We start from the raw sequence: 16,783 nt of genomic DNA, 5'->3' as shown, positions 1-16,783 counted from the left end.
ACCATGCTGCTCATCCCCTGCCCGTGGTGCGGGCCCCGTGACGAGGCCGAGTTCCACTACGGTGGCCAGGCCCACGTGCCCTACCCCGAGGACCCCGCCGCCCTCACCGACGAGGAGTGGGCGCGGTACCTGTTCTTCCGCGACAACCCCAAGGGCCCGTTCGCCGAGCGGTGGAGCCATGCGGCGGGCTGCCGCAAGTGGTTCAACGCGGTGCGGGACACGGCGACGAACGAGATCCTCGCCGTGTACAAGGTGGGGGAGTCGCGTCCGGAGACGGTGGAGCGACCTGCGGTCACATCTCAGCCACGGTCGGCACCGTCAGCCCGTCCGGGGGTACCCCCTCTGGGGGAGTTCGAGGACAAGGCCCGTTCAGGGCCGGCGGGGGTCCAGGGGGCGGAGCCCCCTGGTGGGGTCGAAGGGGCGGAGCCCCTGGAGGACGGGGCGGGTAGGGGCGGCGGGGGCGAAACACTCCGCACCCCCGCCGGCGGCCGAATCGACCGCGACACACCCCTCACCTTCACCTTCGACGGCAACGAGTACCAGGGACACCGGGGCGACACCCTGGCCTCCGCCCTCCTCGCCAACGGCGTCATCCAGGCCGGCACCAGCATCAAGTTCGGCCGCCCGCGAGGCATCTTCTCGGCCGGAGTGGAGGAACCCAACGCGGTCGTCCAGATCGAGGCACCCTTCCCCGAGCCGATGCTCCCCGCCACGACCGTCGAGCTGTACGAGGGCCTGGTCGCGAGCAGCCTCCCGGGCCAGGGACGCCTCGCCACCGAACCGGACCCCGCCCGCTACGACGCCGTACACGCCCACTGCGACCTGCTGATCGTCGGCGCGGGCCCGGCCGGCCTCGCGGCGGCAGCGGCGGCGGCGAGCACCGGCGCCCGCGTCATCCTCGCCGACGACCAGCCGGAAATCGGCGGCAGCCTGCTCGGCACCGGCGAGCACCTCGACTGGGTCGAGGCGACGCGCGCGCGGCTCGAAGCGGCGCCCGAGGTACGCGTCCTGCGCCGCACCACCGTCTTCGGCCACTACGACGACAACCACCTCCTCGCCGTCGAGCGCCGCACCAACCACCTCGGCGCCCAGGCCCCGGCGAACGTCTCCCGCGAGCGTGTCTGGCGGATCCGCGCCCGCCACGTCGTACTCGCCACCGGAGCCCACGAGCGTTCGCTGGCGTTCGGCGACAACGACCGGCCCGGCGTGATGCTGGCCGCCTCGGCCCGGACGTACCTCCACCGGTACGGCGTGCTGCCCGGCCGGCACGCGGTCGTGTTCACCACCAACGACAGCGCCTACGCCGCCGCGCTCGACCTGGCGGCGGCGGGCGTGGACATCGCCGCGATCGTCGACACCCGGCCCGAGCCGGGGGAGTGGGCCGGGCGTGCCCGGTCGGCCGGGATCGAGGTGCTCGCCGGGCACGCGGTCACCGGCACTCAGGGCACGGACCGGCTCACCGCCGTGGCGGTCGCCCCGTACGGGGAGACCGCCGGACAGCGGGAGACCACCGGGCAGCGGGACTTCGCCGCCGACCTGCTCCTGGTCTCCGGCGGCTGGAACCCGGTGGCGCACCTGTTCAGCCAGGCCGGCGGCAAGCTCCGCCACGACGACGTGCTCGGCACGTTCGTGCCCGACCACGGCCGTCAGGCGGTGGCGGTCGCGGGCAGCGCGAACGGCGCCTTCGACCTGGCCACGGTCCTCGCGCAGGGCGCGGCGGCCGGCGTCCGTGCGGTCGAGGCGGAGGGCTACACCGCCGAGGCGCCCGCCCTCCCGGCCGCGGCCGCACGGCCGTACACCCCGCCCATGCAGGTCTTCACCATCCCCACCGACGCCGGCGCCCCCCGGTTCGTCGACCTCCAGCGTGACGTCACGGTCGACGACCTGGCGCGGGCGACGGGGGCGGGTCTGCGCTCGGTGGAGCACACCAAGCGCTACACCACCGCCGGAACCGGGGGCGACCAGGGCAGGACGGCCGGCGTCCTGGCGAGCGGAGTGGTCGCCGAACTCCTCGGCGTGGACATCTCGGCGCTCGGCCTGCCGACCTTCCGGCCGCCGTACACCCCGGTCTCCTTCGCCGCTCTCGCGGGGCGCGACCGCGGCGCGCTGAGCGACCCGGTCCGTACGACGGCCCTGCACGCGTGGCATGTGGCGCACGGGGCGCTGTTCGAGAACGTCGGCCAGTGGAAGCGGCCCTGGTACTACCCGCAGGACGGCGAGGACATGGAGACCGCCGTGCTGCGCGAGTGCCATGCCGCCCGCGAGGGCGTGGCCTTCATGGACGCCTCGACCCTCGGCAAGATCGACGTGCAGGGCCCGGACGCGGCGCTCTTCCTCGACCGGCTCTACACCAACATGATGAGCACCCTGAAGGTCGGCATGATCCGCTACGGCGTGATGTGCCGCCCGGACGGCATGGTCTTCGACGACGGCACGGTCATCCGGCTCGCCCAGGACCGGTTCCTGGTCACCACCACGACCGGTAACGCGGCGGCCGTCCTGGACTGGATGGAGGAGTGGCTGCAGACCGAGTGGCCCGAACTGCGGGTCCACTGCACCTCGGTCACCGAGCAGTGGGCCACGGTGGCCCTGGTCGGCCCGGAGTCCCGCCAGGTCCTCGGCTCGCTCGCGCCCCAACTGGCCGTCGGCAACGACGACTTCCCGTTCATGGCGTGGCGGGAGACGACCGTCGCCGGCATCGACGCGCGCGTGTGCCGGATCAGCTTCTCCGGCGAACTCGCCTACGAGATCAACGTGTCGCCGTGGGACGCCCTCGCCCTCTGGGAGGCGCTGTACGAGGCCGGCGCCCCGTACGGCATCACCCCGTACGGCACCGAGACCATGCACGTGCTGCGTGCCGAGAAGGGCTACCCGATCGTCGGCCAGGACACCGACGGCACGGTCACCCCGCAGGACCTCGGCATGGGCTGGGCGGTGTCCAAGAAGAAGCCCGACTTCATCGGCAAGCGCTCCTACGCCCGCACAGACACCGTCCGCCCCGACCGCAAGCACCTCGTCGGGCTCCTTCCCGAAGACCCGGCCGCCTTCCTCCCGGAGGGCACACACCTGGTCGACGACCGCGAACTGCCCGCCCCACCGGTGCCGATGCTCGGTCATGTCACCTCCAGCTACCGCAGCGCGGCACTCGGCCGGACCTTCGCGCTCGCCCTGATCAAGGGCGGCCGGGACCGCATCGGTGACCGTCTCTTCGCACCCGTCGGCGACCGGCTGGTCCCGGTGACCGTCGCAAGCCCCGTCCTCTACGACCCCGAGGGAGCCCGCCGCGATGGCTGACACCGCCCTGACCGCACGGCAGCGCAGCCCCCTGGGCGACGCCGTCCACCGCCTGGCCGCCGCGACGCGCTCCTCCCGGGGCGCGATCCGGCTGGCCGAACTCCCCTTCCTGGCCCAGGTGAACGTCCGCCTCGACGCCAAGAGCCCGGCCGCGGAAGCCGTCGGACTGGCCCTCGGGCTCCAACTGCCCCTGGAACCCAACACCGTCGTGCACGCGGGAGACGTGACCGCGATGTGGCTCGGCCCCGACGAATGGCTCTTGGTGGGCCTGCGCGGCACCGAGCGGGACCTGGAGAGCCGGATCCGCTCGGCGGCCGGGGACGAACCCCTCTCCGTCACCGACGTCTCAGCCCAGCGCACCACCCTCCTGGTCGGCGGCCCCCGCGCGCGCGACCTGCTGGCCCACGGCTGCTCGCTGGACCTGCACCCGCGTGCCTTCGGCCCCGGCCGCTGCGCCCAGGCGACGCTGGCCCGCACCCAGGTCGTCCTGGTGGCCCGCGACGAACCCAGGGCCGGTTTCTGGGTCCTGGTGCGCTCCTCCTTCGCCGGCTACCTGGCGGACTGGCTGCTGGACGCGGCCGTCGAACACAGATGACCTGCCCGGCAGGGCGGCGGAGATGACCCGGCGGTGCCGGGCCGACCCGGACGGTCGGCCCGGCACCGCCGTTCCAGTGGCGGCCGGGCGGCGAACTCCCGTGAATGCCCTGGCGACTTCTTGACAACGGTGGGGGCCGACCCCAGACTGACGTTGCGCTCAGCGCGTTAAGTTTCGTAATACGCACCGAGGTGGTCCTGATGATTCCCGTGTGCCCTCTCGCCGATCTGCCCCGAGGCGAGGCGTTCCGGCTGGAGAACGACCCGCCCGTCGCCGTGTTCCACACCGAGGACGGTGAGGTCTACGCGATCGACGACACCTGCACCCACCAGGACGCCTCGCTGGCCGACGGCTGGCTGGAGGGGTGCGAGGTCGAATGCCCGCTGCACGCTTCGAAGTTCGACCTGCGCACCGGCGGTGTGGACGCGCCGCCGGCCCGGCTCCCCGTGCGCACCCACCAGGTCCTCGTCGAGGACGGCATGATCTACGTCAAGTTCTCCGACGCCCCGCCGAACCTCCCGCCCTCCTGCGCCGCCGCCCGGCTCGGAGGCGTCGCGGTCACCGGAGGCGGCGCGTGAGGACCCTGGCGGTCGTCGGCGCCGCGCACGCCGGGTCGCCGGCCGCCCGCACGCCGCGCGTCCAGGGCCACGGCGGACGGCTCGTCGCACCCGAGCCGGCGGCGAGGAGGACGGGGTCCCCGTGACCGCCGCCGGGGCCTACTCCACCTCAACCCGCCCTGGCGCGCCGGAAGTTCATCCGTACGGGCTGCCGCAGCCCGGCCGGACGCTGGTCATGGGCGTCGTGAACGTGACGCCGGACTCCTTCTCCGACGGCGGGCGGTCGTTCGCCCCGGACGCTGCCGTCGCGCACGGACTCGCCCTGCTGGAACAGGGAGCCGACATCGTGGACGTGGGCGGCGAGTCGACCCGCCCCGGCGCGGCGCGCCCGCCGGCCGAGGAGGAGCTGCGGCGCGTCCTGCCCGTCGTCCGGGAACTCGCCGCGGCGGGCGCGACCGTCAGCGTCGACACCATGCGGGCCGAGGTGGCCGCCCGCGCCCTTGACGCCGGTGCCCGGATGGTCAACGACGTCTCGGGCGGGCTCGCCGACCCGGCGATGCTGCCGCTGATGGCCCGGGCGGACGCGCCGTACGTGCTGATGCACTGGCGCGGCCACTCCGCCGGCATGCAGGCGAACGCCCGCTACGACGACGTCGTCACCGACGTGGTCGACGAGCTGCGGCTGCGGATCGACGCCGCGGTGGAGGCGGGAGTCCCGCCCGGCCGCCTGATCGTCGACCCGGGGCTGGGCTTCGCCAAGACGGCCGGGCACAACTGGGAGCTGCTGGCCCGGCTGGGGGAGGTGCGCGCGCTGGGCCGTCCCGTCCTCGTGGGCGCGTCGCGCAAGTCGTTCCTGGGGCAGGTGCTGGCCGATCCGACGACGGGCCGACCGCGCCCGGCGTCGTTGCGGGACGCCGCGACCACCGCGGTGTCCGTCCTCGCGGCCGCGCAGGGCGTCTGGTGCCTGCGGGTGCACGACGTGGGCTCCACCCTCGACGCGGTACGGGTGACGGCCCGCTGGGGCGTCGAGTCGGCGGCCACGGCGCCGCTGCACCTGCAACACGTGGGCGCGTGACAGCAGTTCCTCCGCATGCCGACCAGCGCGGCACGGCCGCAGTGTCGTCGTGCGGCCGGAACGCGTCCTACGCCCCAAGCGGCGTGACGCCCGTGCCGCGGATCGGACCTGAGCGGGACTCAGCCCACGTACCCCATCCGGTGGCTGATCTCCTGCGCGCCCTTGAGCAGCAGGGGTGCCAGCTCGTGCATGCGCTGCTCGGTGAAGCGGTACGCGGGACCGGAGGCGCTGAGGGCGGCGACGACCTCGCCGTGGTGCGAGCGGATCGGGGCCGCCATGGCGTGCAGTCCGATCTCGAGCTCCTCCAGGGTCACCGCGTATCCGCGTTCCCGCGCCTCGGTGAGGTTCTTCTCCAGCTTCGCCCTCGCGGTCAGGGTGCGCGGCGTGAGCTTCCGCAGCCCGGAGGCCGCGAGCACCTCGGCGCGCTCCTTCGCCGGGAGATGCGCGAGCAGGATCTTGCCGCTGGACGTGGCGTGCACCGGGGTGAGCTGGCCGACCCAGTTGTGGGTGCCGACGGCGCCCGGGCCGCGCACCTGGTAGAGGTTGACGGCGTAGTGCTCCTGCAGGACGGCGATGTTGACGGTCTCGCCGATCTCCTCGCTGAGCCGCTCGCACACCTCCCGGCCCTGCTGAGTGATGTCGAGGCGCCCCGTGACCGCGCCGGCCAGGCGCACGATCCCGAAGCCGAGCCGGTACTTTCCGCGCTCGGTCGCCTGCTCGACCAGACCGCGCGCCTCCAGCGCCCCGAGCAGCCGGAACGCGGTCGACTTGTGGACGTCGATCTCGGCGGCGACCTCGCTGACCCCCGCCTCCCCGCGCTGGGCGAGGATCTCCAGGACGCTGACGGCGCGGTCGACGGACTGCACCCCGCTCACCGCCGGAGCTGCAGTTTCGCCATCTGCGGTGTAGTTGCTCATAGCGCAACTATACGCTTGGTCGGCCGCTGGGCCCCGAGGCTCGCAGAGGGAGGGTATACGACGGCTCCTCGGGCAGGGGAGCCGTCGTCGCCGGTGGTTCTCGCGGGCCGCGCCAACGGCGGTGTCAGCGGAAGACGACCGTGCAGTTGCCGTTGACCAGCACTCGGCTCTCGCTGTGCCACTGCACGGCGCGCGACAGGACCCGGGCCTCGACGTCGCGGCCCATGGCGACCAGCTGGTCCGGGGCGTGGGAGTGATTCACGCGGACGACGTCCTGCTCGATGATCGGGCCCTCGTCGAGGTCGGGGGTGACGTAGTGCGCCGTGGCTCCGACGAGCTTGACTCCGCGCTGGTGCGCCTGCTCGTACGGGCGGGCGCCCTTGAAGCTCGGCAGGAAGGAGTGGTGGATGTTGATGGCCCGGCCGTCGAGCCGCTTGCACAGGTCGTCGGAGAGGATCTGCATGTAGCGGGCGAGCACCACCAGGTCGATGCCGAGCTCGCCGACGAGCTCCAGCAGCCGGGCCTCGGCCTCGGCCTTGGTCTCCCGGGTCACCGGGATGTGGTGGAAGGGGATGCCGTAGTTGCGGGCCAGCGGCTCGAAGTCGCGGTGGTTGGAGACGATCGCCGGGATCTCGATGTTGAGCGAGCCCGTGGACTGGCGGAAGAGCAGGTCGTTCAGGCAGTGGCCGAACTTCGACACCATGATCAGCGTGCGGGTCGGGGTCGAGGCGTCGTGCAGCTGCCAGGTGATCCGGTAGGCCTCGGCGACCGGGCCGAAGTCGGTGCGCAGCTGCTCCAGGGGCGTGGCCGGATGCGAGACCTCGAAGTGCACCCGCATGAAGAAGCGGTCCTGCAGACGGTCGTCGAACTGCTGGCTCTCCAGGATGTTGCCTGAGTGGCTCACGAGAAAGCTGGTGACGGCGTGGACGAGGCCGGCCCGGTCGGGGCACGAGAGGGTGAGGACGAACTCGCGGCCGGGCTGCGGGCTGGGGAGCATGACATCCTCCATTAATGCGTAATACGCAACCATGAGAGTGATACGCAACATCGTCCGGTGCGAACGGCGACCGGTCAAGAGGCTTGTCCTCAAAGGCGCGAGAAGATGCGCCATGCGCAACGAGCGTGAACTGACCGCGCGGCTGGACGGACGTCACCGTGCGATCTGCGTGCGACGCGAAGCTGGCGGACGCAGGATCCCGAGCGGGCGCGGCGCATGCTGGACTTCGGTATCCGCTCGCTGGTCAGCGTGCCGCTGCAGGCCCGCGGCATCGCGTTGGGAGCGGCCGACTTCTGGCGCTCGGAACAGGATGTCTTCACCGAGGAGGATCTTGCCGTCGCCGAGGAACTGGCGGCCCGGGCGGCGGTCGCGATCGACAACGCCCGCCGCTACACCCGTGAGCACACCATGGCGGCCGCCCTGCAGCGCAGCCTGCTGCCCCGTGCCCTGCCCGAGCAGTCGGCCCTGGACGTGGCCTACCGCTACCTCCCCGCCCGGGCGAAGGTGAGCGGGGACTGGTTCGACGTCATCCCCCTGCCCGGGACCCGGGTCGCGCTCGTCGTCGGCGATGTCGTCGGCTACGGACTGCACGCCGCCGCGACCATGGGCCGCCTGCGCACCGTGGTCCACAATTTCTGTGCCCTCGATCTGCCTCCCGACGGACTCCTGAGCCACCTGGACGAACTGGTCGCGCAGATCGACGAGACCGAGACCGCCGAGGGCGAGGGCGCCGGCATCACCGGTGCCACCTGCCTGTTCGCGGTCTACGATTCCGTCTCCGGCCGCTGCTTCCTCGCCCGGGCCGGTCATCCCGGACCCGCCCTCGTCAGCCCGGACGGCACGGTCACGTTCCCCGACGTTCCTGTCTCACCGCCGCTCGGCCTCTGCGCCGGGCTGCCGCCCTGCTGGACCAGTGGGACGAGTCCGCCCTCTGACATCGGGCCCTCGCCTGCTTCCCGTCTGTTGCGCATTGCGCAATTTTCATCGCCGTAGGGGACTGGCGCATCCCGTCCCCTTGACAGTGGTCCGAAGCGACGGAAAGCATGTTGCGTATAGCGATGGTCGTTGTGCCATTCGAGACACGTTTCCCGGGGGCCCGCATGAGGAGCATCACCGTCGTCGGCGCGTCGCTGGCCGGCCTGAGCACGGTCCGCGCGCTGCGCGCAGAGGGCTACGACGGCGAGATCGTCGTCGTCGGCGAGGAGCGGCACGCCCCCTACGACCGTCCGCCGCTGTCCAAGGACTTCCTCAAGGGCGACCTCGAAGCCGACGCGCTCGCGCTCGGCGACGCGGACGAATACGCGGACCTGGACGTGCAGTGGCTGCTCGGCGAGCGCGCGGTGGCGCTCGATCCCGCCGCCCGGACCCTCACTCTGGCCGGAGGGCGGCATGTGCGCACCGAAGGCGTCGTCGTCGCCACCGGCGCCGCTCCCCGGACGCTCCCCGGCGCGGACGGACTGGCCGGCGTCCACACCCTGCGCACCCTGGACGACGCCCAGGCCCTGCGCACCGAGCTGTTGAACGGCCTGCCCCGAGTCGTCGTCATCGGCGCCGGCTTCATCGGCGCCGAGGTGGCCTCCACCGCCCACCGGCTCGGTCTGCACGTCACCGTCGTCGAAGCTCTGAACGTGCCGCTGGAACGCCAACTGGGCCGCGAGATGGGGCTGGTGTGCTCCTCGCTCCACAGTGATCACGGGGTCGGCCTGCTGTGCGGAACCGGTGTGGCGGGACTCACCGGCAACGGCCGTGTGACCGGCGTACGGCTGACGGACGGGCGCGTGCTGCCCGCCGACATCGTCGTGGTCGGGGTGGGCGTACGGCCCGCCACCGACTGGCTCGCCGGTTCCGGCGTACACGTGGACGACGGGGTGGTGTGCGACGCCGGCTGCGCCACCAGCGTCCCGGGCGTGGTCGCCGTCGGAGACGTCGCTCGCTGCCCCAACCCCTTCACCGGGCGGCACGCCCGCATCGAGCACTGGAGCAACGCGACGGAGCAGGCGAGGACCGCCGCCCGCACGCTGCTCTCGGGTGTGTCGGCCCCTGCCCCGGTCGCCGCGCCGTACTTCTGGTCCGACCAGTACCAGGTGCGCATCCAGCTCGCCGGACACGTCGCTCCCGGCGCCGAGCCCCAGGTCGTCGACGGAGACCTGAACAGCCGTTCCTTCACTGCCGTCTACCGTCGCGAGGACACGCCGGTCGCGGTGCTCTCCCTGAACCAGCCGAAGCTGTTCAACCGGCTCCGTCGCTCCCTCGCTCCCGCCTCCGTGCCCGTCACCTCATGACCCCCGCGCGTCAACTCCCCCACCAGCCCGACCGGGAGACCGTCATGAGGATTCCGCGGCACCTGAGGTACACCTGGGACCTCGAGTGGCTCGTCGTGGACGAGGGCAACGCCACTGTCGGCATCACGGCGTTCGCCGCCGAGGTCCTCGGCGAGGTCGTCCACCTCCGGCTGCCCGACGTCGGCACCTGGGTCGAGGCCGGGGAGATCTGCGGGGAGGTCACCTCGTCGACCGGCGCGGGTGCCTTGGTACGCCCCCACCACCGGCCGGGTCCTGGAAGTCAACCCCGCGCTGGCCGACGATCCCGCAGTCGTCAACTCCTCGCCCTAAAGCGGCGGTTGGCTGTTCAGGCTGCGGGTGGAGAACATCGCCGGCGCGCTGTCCGCCGACGCGTACGCCGCCCACTGCGCCCACTCCCGAGGAGAGTGCCGATGACCCTGCGACACATTCGCCGAGGGCTGCCCCGGCCGCCGCAGCGCGACACCGAGGCCCTGACGGCCCGCGCCGCCGCCCGCGCCGCGAAGCACCCGCTCTCCCCAGGCCGGTAACCGACAACCCTCCCACCGGGGCGTCCGGGACATGCCCGGCGCACCCCGCCCACCCCACGGAGTATGGCGTGGCAATCAGCGTCTTCGACCTGTTCTCCATCGGCATCGGCCCGTCCAGCTCGCACACCGTCGGCCCGATGCGCGCCGCCGCCCTGTTCGCCGCCCGCCTGAAGAAGGACGGCGTACTGGCCCAGACCGCCGCGGTACGAACGGAACTCTTCGGCTCCCTCGGCGCCACCGGCCACGGCCACGGCACCCCCAAGGCCGTCCTGCTCGGCCTGGAGGGCAACGAACCGCACACGGTCGACGTCACCCGGGCCGACCTGGACGTGGAGCGGATCCGCAGCACCGGGCGTATCCGCCTCCTCGGTGCCGAGATCGGCTCCGCCCACGAGATCGACTTCGACGCCTCGACCCAGCTGATCCTGCACCGCCGGCGCGCACTGCCGTACCACGCCAACGGCATGACCCTGTTCGCGTACGACGCCGACGGCCTGCCGCTGCTGGAGAAGACGTACTACTCGGTCGGCGGCGGTTTCGTGGTCGACGAGGACGCCGTAGGGGCGGACCGGATCAAGCCCGACGACACCGAATTGGCCCATCCGTTCCGCACCGGCGACGAACTGCTCCGACTCGCCCGCGACACGGGTCTGTCCATCTCCGCGCTGATGCTGGAGAACGAGAAGGCCTGGCGCGGCGAGGACGAGATCCGCGCGGGTCTGCTGGAGATCTGGCGGGTGATGGAAGGCTGCGTCTGCCGCGGCCTGTCCCGCGAGGGCATCCTCCCCGGCGGCCTGAAGGTCCGCCGGCGGGCCGCGGCGGCGGCCCGGGCGCTGCGCAGCGAGGGCGACCCGGCGAGCCGGGCGATGGAGTGGGTGACGCTCTACGCCATGGCGGTGAACGAGGAGAACGCCGCCGGCGGCCGGGTGGTGACCGCCCCGACGAACGGCGCGGCCGGCATCATCCCGGCGGTCCTGCACTACTACCTGAACTTCGTCCCCGGCGCCGACGAGGACGGCATCGTCCGCTTCCTCCTCGCCGCCGGCGCCATCGGCATGCTCTTCAAGGAGAACGCCTCCATCTCCGGCGCCGAGGTCGGCTGCCAGGGCGAGGTCGGCTCCGCCTGCTCGATGGCCGCGGGCGGCCTCGCCGAGGTGCTGGGCGGCAGCCCGGAACAAGTGGAGAACGCCGCCGAGATCGGCATGGAGCACAACCTCGGCCTGACCTGCGACCCGGTCGGCGGCCTGGTCCAGATCCCCTGCATCGAGCGCAACGGCATGGCCGCGGTCAAGGCCGTGACCGCCGCCCGGATGGCCCTGCGTGGCGACGGCCGCCACCACGTCTCCCTCGACAAGGTCATCAAGACCATGAAGGAGACCGGCGCCGACATGAAGGTCAAGTACAAGGAGACCGCCCGCGGCGGACTCGCCGTCAACGTCATCGAGTGCTGAAGGAGGCCTTCTCGCGCGGTCGGAGTCCGATCCGCGCGGAGCACCCGGCTGACGCCCCGGGACGTCACGAGTTCGGCAACCAGGAGCTACGGAACCGGGAGTGAGGCGATGGGACGGGTCATCGAGGGAGGAAGTGTGCCGCGCATCGACCTGCCCGGGCCGCGGTCGTCCGGCGCCCGCAGCCGCCCCCGGCGCGTCGCGATGCTCAGCGTGCACACTTCACCGCTGCACCAGCCGGGCACCGGCGACGCCGGCGGGATGAACGTCTACATCGTCGAGCTCGCCAGGCGCCTCGCCGCCATCGGCATCGAGGTGGAGATCTTCACGCGGGCCACCTCCGCCGCACTCCCGCCCAGCGTCGAACTGGCACCCGGAGTCCTGGTACGGCACGTCACCGCCGGACCCTACGAGGGGCTGGCCAAGGAGGACCTGCCCGCTCAACTCTGCGCCTTCACGCACGGCGTGACGCAGGCCTGGGCCGACCACCGCCCCGGTCACTACGACCTGCTCCACTCGCACTACTGGCTCTCCGGCCACGTCGGCCGCCTCGCCGCCGAACGCTGGGGCGTCCCGCTGGTGCACGCCATGCACACCATGGCCAAGGTCAAGAACGCCTCCCTCGCCGAGGGAGACACCCCCGAGCCCGCGCACCGCGTGACCGGCGAGACACAAGTCGTACGGGCGGCCGACCGGTTGATAGCGAACACCGAGAGGGAGGCGGAGGAGCTCGTGCGCCACTACGACGCCGACACCGGCCGGGTCGCCGTCGTCCACCCGGGCGTCAACCTGGAGCGGTTCCGGCCCGACACGGCCGGTATCGCGGCCGGCCGGGCCGCGGCCCGGGCCCGCCTCGGCCTCCCGCAGGACGCCCTGATCCCTCTCTTCGCGGGCCGTGTACAACCGCTGAAGGCGCCCGACATCCTGCTGCGCTCGGTGGCCAGGCTGCTCGCGGACCGGCCGCGGCTACGCGAGCGGATCAGGGTGCCCGTGGTGGGCGGGCCGAGCGGCAGCGGTCTGGCCAAGCCGGAAGGACTGCAGAAGCTCGCGGCCGGGCTCGGCATCTCCGACGTCGTCCTGTTCCGCCCGCCGGTCGGCCAGGATCGGCTCGGCGACTGGTACCGGGCGGCGTCCGTTCTGGTCATGCCGTCCTACAGCGAGTCCTTCGGCCTCGTCGCCGTCGAGGCACAGGCCTGCGGCACGCCGGTGATCGCCGCCGAGGTGGGCGGTCTGCCGGTGGCGGTGAGAAACGGCGTGAGCGGCGTTCTCGTACGCGGCCACGATCCCGTGGACTACGCGCGGGCGCTGTGCGCCTTCGCCGACGACCCGTCACTCTCCGCCCGGATGGGCGCGGCCGCCGCCCGGTACGCCCGTCGCTTCGGCTGGGACACGGCCGCAGCGACGACGGCGGACGTGTACGCGGCGGCGCTCCACGAACGCCGTCATCACCGACCACCGGCTGAGCCGCGCGTGAGGGATCGGACTTCCTGTGGCTCAAGAGGCTGAGAGCCAACTCAGAGGTGGCTGTGCCAGGCTGGCGCGCGCCCACATCCCCCCTCAGGAGCCCCTGGATGACTCTGATCAACGGTCTGCCCGCCCATGTCCTGCTCGTCCATGTGGTCGTCGTGCTGATACCCCTCACCGCACTCGCCCTGGTGACGGCCGCGCTCTGGCCGCGCGCCGCCCGCCGGCTGGGCGTCCTGCTCCCGGTGCTCGCCTTCGTCGCTCTGGCCAGCGTGCCGTTGACCACGCAGGCCGGCGAGTGGCTCGAACGGCACGTGGGCGATGACGCCCTGGTACGCCGGCACACCGAGCTGGGCGACGGACTGCTGCCGTGGGCCTTGGGCCTGTTCGTGCTGGCGGCGGTCGTGTGGTGGGCGGGGCGGCGCGCTCCTGCGGAGCCCGGCCAGGATGGCGGCATGCGCTGGTCCGGCCTGCCGGTACGGATCGTCGTCGGCGTGCTCTCGCTGGCCGTCGCGGTGGGAGCGGTCGTGGACGTCTACCGGATCGGCGACTCCGGAGCGAAAGCCGCCTGGCACGACGCCTACTCGAAGACGGCGACGGGGTCGAAGGGCCACGACGACTGATCCGGTGCCCACCCGCTCAGCCCGGCCCCGCCGAGAGGTCTTGCCTCCGGTGGGGCCGGATGGTTTCCGGGCATGGCTGGGGCGGCCCGGGTAGCGGCCCGGTCCATCCGGTCCCTTTCCGGAGCGCGGCGGCCGCGTCGGCTCGCCGTGCACCAGTGGAAGGCGGCGCAGGCGGTGGCCCCGCTGTGGACGGCCTCCCGCTGGGCGTCCGGCTCGGGGCCGAAGGACCCCAGGCCCGGCCCGAGTGGCCCGTGGCGGCCTCGGCCGGGCGCGCGCACGCTGGGAGCAGAAGCCACGAAGGGAGTCGCGGCGATGACCTCCACCACCACCATGAGTGCGGCTCTTGAGCCCGTCTACCGCGAACGGCTGATGCGCCTGGCGCATGAGGTCTCCTTCGAGGCCGGGTCCCGTCTGTTCGAGGAGGGCCGGCGCGCCGACCGGTTCTGGATCGTGCGCACCGGCACCATCGCCCTCGACCTGCACATTCCGGGCCGCCGGCCCGCCGTCATAGAGACTCTCGGGTACGGCGAACTGGTCGGCTGGTCCTGGCACTTCCCGCCGTACGTGTGGCACCTGGGCGCCGAGGCCCTGAGCCCGGTGCGTGCCTGGGAGTTCGACGCCGGGGCCGTGTGGGCGACGTGCACCGCGGACCCCGAGTTCGGCCGGGCGATCGCCGTCTGGGTCGGGCGCGTGGTCGCCCAGCGGCTGCATGCCTCCCGGGTCCGGTTGCTCGACCTCTACGCCCCCTACGGCAGCGGTGGTCTGACCTGACCCCGCTCCGGTGAGGAGAACGCCATGGACAGCAGCCCGCACCGGGTGAGTGACGTGATGACGCGAGCCGTCGTCGCCGTGGGCCGCAAGGCTCTGTTCAAGGACGTCGTCGAGCGCATGGAGCAGTGGCAGGTCAGTGCCCTGCCCGTGCTGGAGGGCGACGGCCGGGTGATCGGCGTGGTCTCCGAGGCCGATCTGCTGCCCAAGGAGGCGTTCCGGGACAGCGATCCGGACCGGTTCACCCAGCTGCGCCGGCTGCCGGACCTCGCCAAGGCGGGGGCCGTGTGCGCCGACGAGCTGATGAGCACCCCGGCCGTCACCGTGCACGCCGACGCCACGCTGGCCGAGGCCGCACGCATCATGGCGCTGCGGCATGTCAAGCGGCTGCCCGTCGTGAACGCAGAGGGCGTCCTGGAAGGCGTGGTCAGCCGCGGGGACCTGCTGAAGGTGTTCCTTCGGACGGACAACGACCTGGCCGGCGAGATCCGGCGCGATGTCGTCGACCCGCTCTTCCCGGCCCCGGTCGAACCGGTGCACGTCATGGTCACCGAAGGCGTCGTGACCCTGACCGGGCGGGTCCAGGACGGCGCGCGGATTCCGCTCGCCGCACGCATGGCGCGCGCCGTGGAGGGTGTCGTAGGCGTGGACTGCCGGCTCACCACTGCAGGCGCCGAGTGAGTGACGAGGACGAGTGAGAGATGTGGCCGTCGGTCAACGGCCGCATCAGCTGGGCGCGTTCAGCCACGCCCGCCGTTCAGGTTCCCCCACCGTGGCCCGATCTGCCGCCACTCCTCGTCCCATTCGGCCATGCGCCGCCGCACGAGCCGGCAGCGGACCACCCAGCCCACGGTCCAGACCGCGGCACCGGTCGGTACGGCGACGAGGGCGCCCGTCAGGGCCGCCTGCAGCGTCGCCACCGTACCGGTGACGGGTGCCGACACCAGATGGCCGGCGCGATCCGCCCACACGATCACCGGGGTGCCCGCCGGGGCTCCCGGAAAGATATGTGCCCGTCCCGTGTGCACGGAGCCGTCCGGGTCCGTCCAGCGCACCGTGGCCCACACCCGGCCGTCGTCGTATCCGCCGACGCCGACCGGGGTCTTCGTCGCGTCGGCGGCGAGCACGGCGGTGACGGCATGCACCCGGGCCGCCCGCGTCGCGAACGCCGAGTCGGTGACCTGGGCCGCCACGATGCCCGCGAGGGCTCCGCCGACCAGGGCGAGCAGCCAGGCGACGAGCACGATGCAGCCCTCGACGACGTCGCTGCGCCGCCTGAGCGGATTGCGGCGCCAGCGCCAGAGTCGTACCCGGGTGGCCGTCGTGGGAGGTCTCCGCATCATCGTCACCGCCTCCGGTGTGGTGCGCCCGACGCCGTCCGTCAGGGCGTGTGCGCCCTGTGGGCCTCGGGGAGATCGGGGTCGAGGGCCGGACGGCGGGGCGGCCCGGCCAGTGCGCACCGCACGTCCACCACACCCGCCACGGCCCGTGCGAGCCGCGTCGCGAGCGGAATCAGAGCCGTCTCACGGACCCCGCCGGCCAGCGTGACGACACCGTCGCGCACCTCCACCCGGACGGTCGGCGCGCGCGGGCCGAAGAGGCGTACGACGACCTCGCGCCGGACCTCCTCGGCGATGTCCTCGTCGTCCCGCAGAAACACCTTCAGCAGGTCGGAGCGGCTGACGATGCCACGGAGTCTGCCGTCACGGCCGACGACCGGCAGCCGCTTGACCCTGGCGCGGGCCATGAGGCGCGCGGCGTGCGCCGGCGTGGCGTCGGGTGCCACGGTGACGGCCGGGGAGGTCATCAGCTCGGCCGCGGTCACGGCGTCCGCCTTACGGACGTCGGCGGGGTACCGAACCTGTCCGTACCGGCCGATGCCACCGTCCTGGTACTCCTCCTTGGCGAGCAGATCGCCCTCGGAGACCACGCCGACGACACGGCCGGCGTCGTCCAGCACCGGCAGGGCGCTGACCTGCCACTCGCGCATGACCTTCACGATGTCCTTGAAGGCCGCCCCAGCGCGCAGGGCGACGACCCGGTGCGTCATCACGTCGTTCACGAGGGCCGGAGTGCCGTTCATGGCGTCCTCCAGAGGCGTGGGTGCCGTCGTCGGACACTTTCAGGCTGCGGCGGCGGATCCGTTCGGGACATGGGCCGAGTGGTCCCGATCCCGGGCCCGTCGGCCCTGTGCGCACCGCGGCGAGGGACCGGG

At 72.7% G+C, this 16,783-nt stretch carries 15 protein-coding genes and 2 pseudogenes; 13 read left to right on the top strand and 4 right to left on the bottom strand.

All coding sequences use genetic code 11. The annotated features are described in order from the left end of the window. Positions 1-3: 3 nt before the first annotated feature. From AB0M27_RS22090 to folP, 4 genes are all read left to right on the top strand, one after another. Entirely contained in the window at positions 4-3,294 is a 3,291-nt protein-coding gene (locus tag AB0M27_RS22090; protein WP_365723560.1) for a sarcosine oxidase subunit delta family protein, read from the top strand. Continuing rightward, positions 3,287-3,889 carry a sarcosine oxidase subunit gamma family protein gene (locus tag AB0M27_RS22085; RefSeq protein WP_365723559.1) on the top strand — a complete coding sequence of 201 codons (603 nt, stop codon included), beginning with the start codon at positions 3,287-3,289 and terminating at the stop codon, positions 3,887-3,889. Before AB0M27_RS22090 ends, AB0M27_RS22085 begins: the two co-directional genes overlap by 8 nt. A gap of 197 nt (positions 3,890-4,086) precedes the next feature. Further along, complete coding sequence (locus AB0M27_RS22080; protein WP_365723640.1) at positions 4,087-4,467, top strand: bifunctional 3-phenylpropionate/cinnamic acid dioxygenase ferredoxin subunit; 381 nt, start codon at positions 4,087-4,089, stop codon at positions 4,465-4,467. A gap of 214 nt (positions 4,468-4,681) precedes the next feature. Next, positions 4,682-5,521 carry a dihydropteroate synthase gene (gene folP / locus AB0M27_RS22075; RefSeq protein ID WP_365723639.1) on the top strand — a complete coding sequence of 280 codons (840 nt, stop codon included), beginning with the start codon at positions 4,682-4,684 and terminating at the stop codon, positions 5,519-5,521. Positions 5,522-5,640: 119 nt separating this feature from the next. Here folP and AB0M27_RS22070 read toward each other — a convergent pair whose 3' ends face one another. Together AB0M27_RS22070 and purU are read right to left on the bottom strand one after the other, a co-directional pair. After that, the gene (locus AB0M27_RS22070; RefSeq protein WP_365723558.1) at positions 5,641-6,438 is read right to left on the bottom strand and encodes an IclR family transcriptional regulator; all 798 of its coding nucleotides are present in this window, start codon (positions 6,436-6,438) and stop codon (positions 5,641-5,643) included. A 124-nt stretch (positions 6,439-6,562) separates the two neighbouring features. Beyond that, positions 6,563-7,435 (bottom strand): formyltetrahydrofolate deformylase, encoded by an 873-nt coding sequence (gene purU / locus AB0M27_RS22065; RefSeq protein WP_365723557.1) that lies wholly within the window; start codon positions 7,433-7,435, stop codon positions 6,563-6,565. Positions 7,436-7,597: 162 nt separating this feature from the next. Here purU and AB0M27_RS22060 point away from each other — a divergent pair. The 9 genes and pseudogenes from AB0M27_RS22060 to AB0M27_RS22020 all read left to right on the top strand — a co-directional run. Further along, positions 7,598-8,335, top strand: a pseudogene (locus AB0M27_RS22060) (SpoIIE family protein phosphatase); the annotation flags it as partial. A gap of 200 nt (positions 8,336-8,535) precedes the next feature. After that, positions 8,536-9,717, top strand: a complete 1,182-nt coding sequence (locus AB0M27_RS22055; RefSeq protein ID WP_365723556.1) for an FAD-dependent oxidoreductase — start codon at positions 8,536-8,538, stop codon at positions 9,715-9,717. Continuing rightward, a pseudogene (locus AB0M27_RS22050) lies at positions 9,714-9,911 on the top strand (glycine cleavage system protein H); the annotation flags it as partial. The gene AB0M27_RS22055 and the pseudogene AB0M27_RS22050, both read left to right, overlap by 4 nt. Before the next feature lie 46 nt (positions 9,912-9,957). Beyond that, the gene (locus AB0M27_RS22045) at positions 9,958-10,047 is read left to right on the top strand and encodes a hypothetical protein (RefSeq protein WP_365723638.1); all 90 of its coding nucleotides are present in this window, start codon (positions 9,958-9,960) and stop codon (positions 10,045-10,047) included. Between the two features lie 286 nt (positions 10,048-10,333). Continuing rightward, complete coding sequence (locus tag AB0M27_RS22040) at positions 10,334-11,716, top strand: L-serine ammonia-lyase (RefSeq protein WP_365723555.1); 1,383 nt, start codon at positions 10,334-10,336, stop codon at positions 11,714-11,716. 108 nt (positions 11,717-11,824) lie between these two features. Then, positions 11,825-13,219, top strand: a complete 1,395-nt coding sequence (mshA, locus tag AB0M27_RS22035; protein WP_365723554.1) for a D-inositol-3-phosphate glycosyltransferase — start codon at positions 11,825-11,827, stop codon at positions 13,217-13,219. A 65-nt stretch (positions 13,220-13,284) separates the two neighbouring features. Further along, complete coding sequence (locus AB0M27_RS22030; protein WP_365723553.1) at positions 13,285-13,800, top strand: DUF2231 domain-containing protein; 516 nt, start codon at positions 13,285-13,287, stop codon at positions 13,798-13,800. A gap of 312 nt (positions 13,801-14,112) precedes the next feature. Continuing rightward, positions 14,113-14,571, top strand: coding sequence for a cyclic nucleotide-binding domain-containing protein (locus AB0M27_RS22025; protein WP_365723552.1), 459 nt, complete (start codon positions 14,113-14,115; stop codon positions 14,569-14,571). A 24-nt stretch (positions 14,572-14,595) separates the two neighbouring features. After that, positions 14,596-15,249 (top strand): CBS domain-containing protein, encoded by a 654-nt coding sequence (locus tag AB0M27_RS22020; protein ID WP_365723551.1) that lies wholly within the window; start codon positions 14,596-14,598, stop codon positions 15,247-15,249. Between the two features lie 59 nt (positions 15,250-15,308). Here the strand turns inward: AB0M27_RS22020 and AB0M27_RS22015 are convergent, their stop codons facing one another. Further along, the gene (locus AB0M27_RS22015; protein WP_365723550.1) at positions 15,309-15,911 is read right to left on the bottom strand and encodes a hypothetical protein; all 603 of its coding nucleotides are present in this window, start codon (positions 15,909-15,911) and stop codon (positions 15,309-15,311) included. Between the two features lie 38 nt (positions 15,912-15,949). Then, positions 15,950-16,651 (bottom strand): CBS domain-containing protein, encoded by a 702-nt coding sequence (locus AB0M27_RS22010; RefSeq protein ID WP_365723549.1) that lies wholly within the window; start codon positions 16,649-16,651, stop codon positions 15,950-15,952. Positions 16,652-16,783: the final 132 nt, after the last annotated feature.

This window comes from Streptomyces sp. NPDC052107 (assembly GCF_040680215.1).
GTDB lineage: Bacteria > Actinomycetota > Actinomycetes > Streptomycetales > Streptomycetaceae > Streptomyces.
The sequence above is the reverse complement of the archived record's forward strand: the minus strand, read 5'-3'. Positions and strand labels throughout refer to the sequence as shown.

Bases quoted from the DNA above. Each gene is read 5' to 3' on its own strand.
- mshA (WP_365723554.1), top strand. From the start codon at position 11,825: ATGGGACGGGTCATCGAGGGAGGAAGTGTGCCGCGCATCGACCTGCCC.
- purU (WP_365723557.1), bottom strand. From the start codon at position 7,435: ATGCTCCCCAGCCCGCAGCCCGGCCGCGAGTTCGTCCTCACCCTCTCG.
- folP (WP_365723639.1), top strand. From the start codon at position 4,682: ATGGGCGTCGTGAACGTGACGCCGGACTCCTTCTCCGACGGCGGGCGG.
- AB0M27_RS22015 (WP_365723550.1), bottom strand. From the start codon at position 15,911: ATGATGCGGAGACCTCCCACGACGGCCACCCGGGTACGACTCTGGCGC.
- AB0M27_RS22020 (WP_365723551.1), top strand. From the start codon at position 14,596: ATGGACAGCAGCCCGCACCGGGTGAGTGACGTGATGACGCGAGCCGTC.
- AB0M27_RS22025 (WP_365723552.1), top strand. From the start codon at position 14,113: ATGACCTCCACCACCACCATGAGTGCGGCTCTTGAGCCCGTCTACCGC.
- AB0M27_RS22070 (WP_365723558.1), bottom strand. From the start codon at position 6,438: ATGAGCAACTACACCGCAGATGGCGAAACTGCAGCTCCGGCGGTGAGC.
- AB0M27_RS22030 (WP_365723553.1), top strand. From the start codon at position 13,285: ATGACTCTGATCAACGGTCTGCCCGCCCATGTCCTGCTCGTCCATGTG.
- AB0M27_RS22010 (WP_365723549.1), bottom strand. From the start codon at position 16,651: ATGAACGGCACTCCGGCCCTCGTGAACGACGTGATGACGCACCGGGTC.
- AB0M27_RS22085 (WP_365723559.1), top strand. From the start codon at position 3,287: ATGGCTGACACCGCCCTGACCGCACGGCAGCGCAGCCCCCTGGGCGAC.
- AB0M27_RS22055 (WP_365723556.1), top strand. From the start codon at position 8,536: ATGAGGAGCATCACCGTCGTCGGCGCGTCGCTGGCCGGCCTGAGCACG.
- AB0M27_RS22090 (WP_365723560.1), top strand. From the start codon at position 4: ATGCTGCTCATCCCCTGCCCGTGGTGCGGGCCCCGTGACGAGGCCGAG.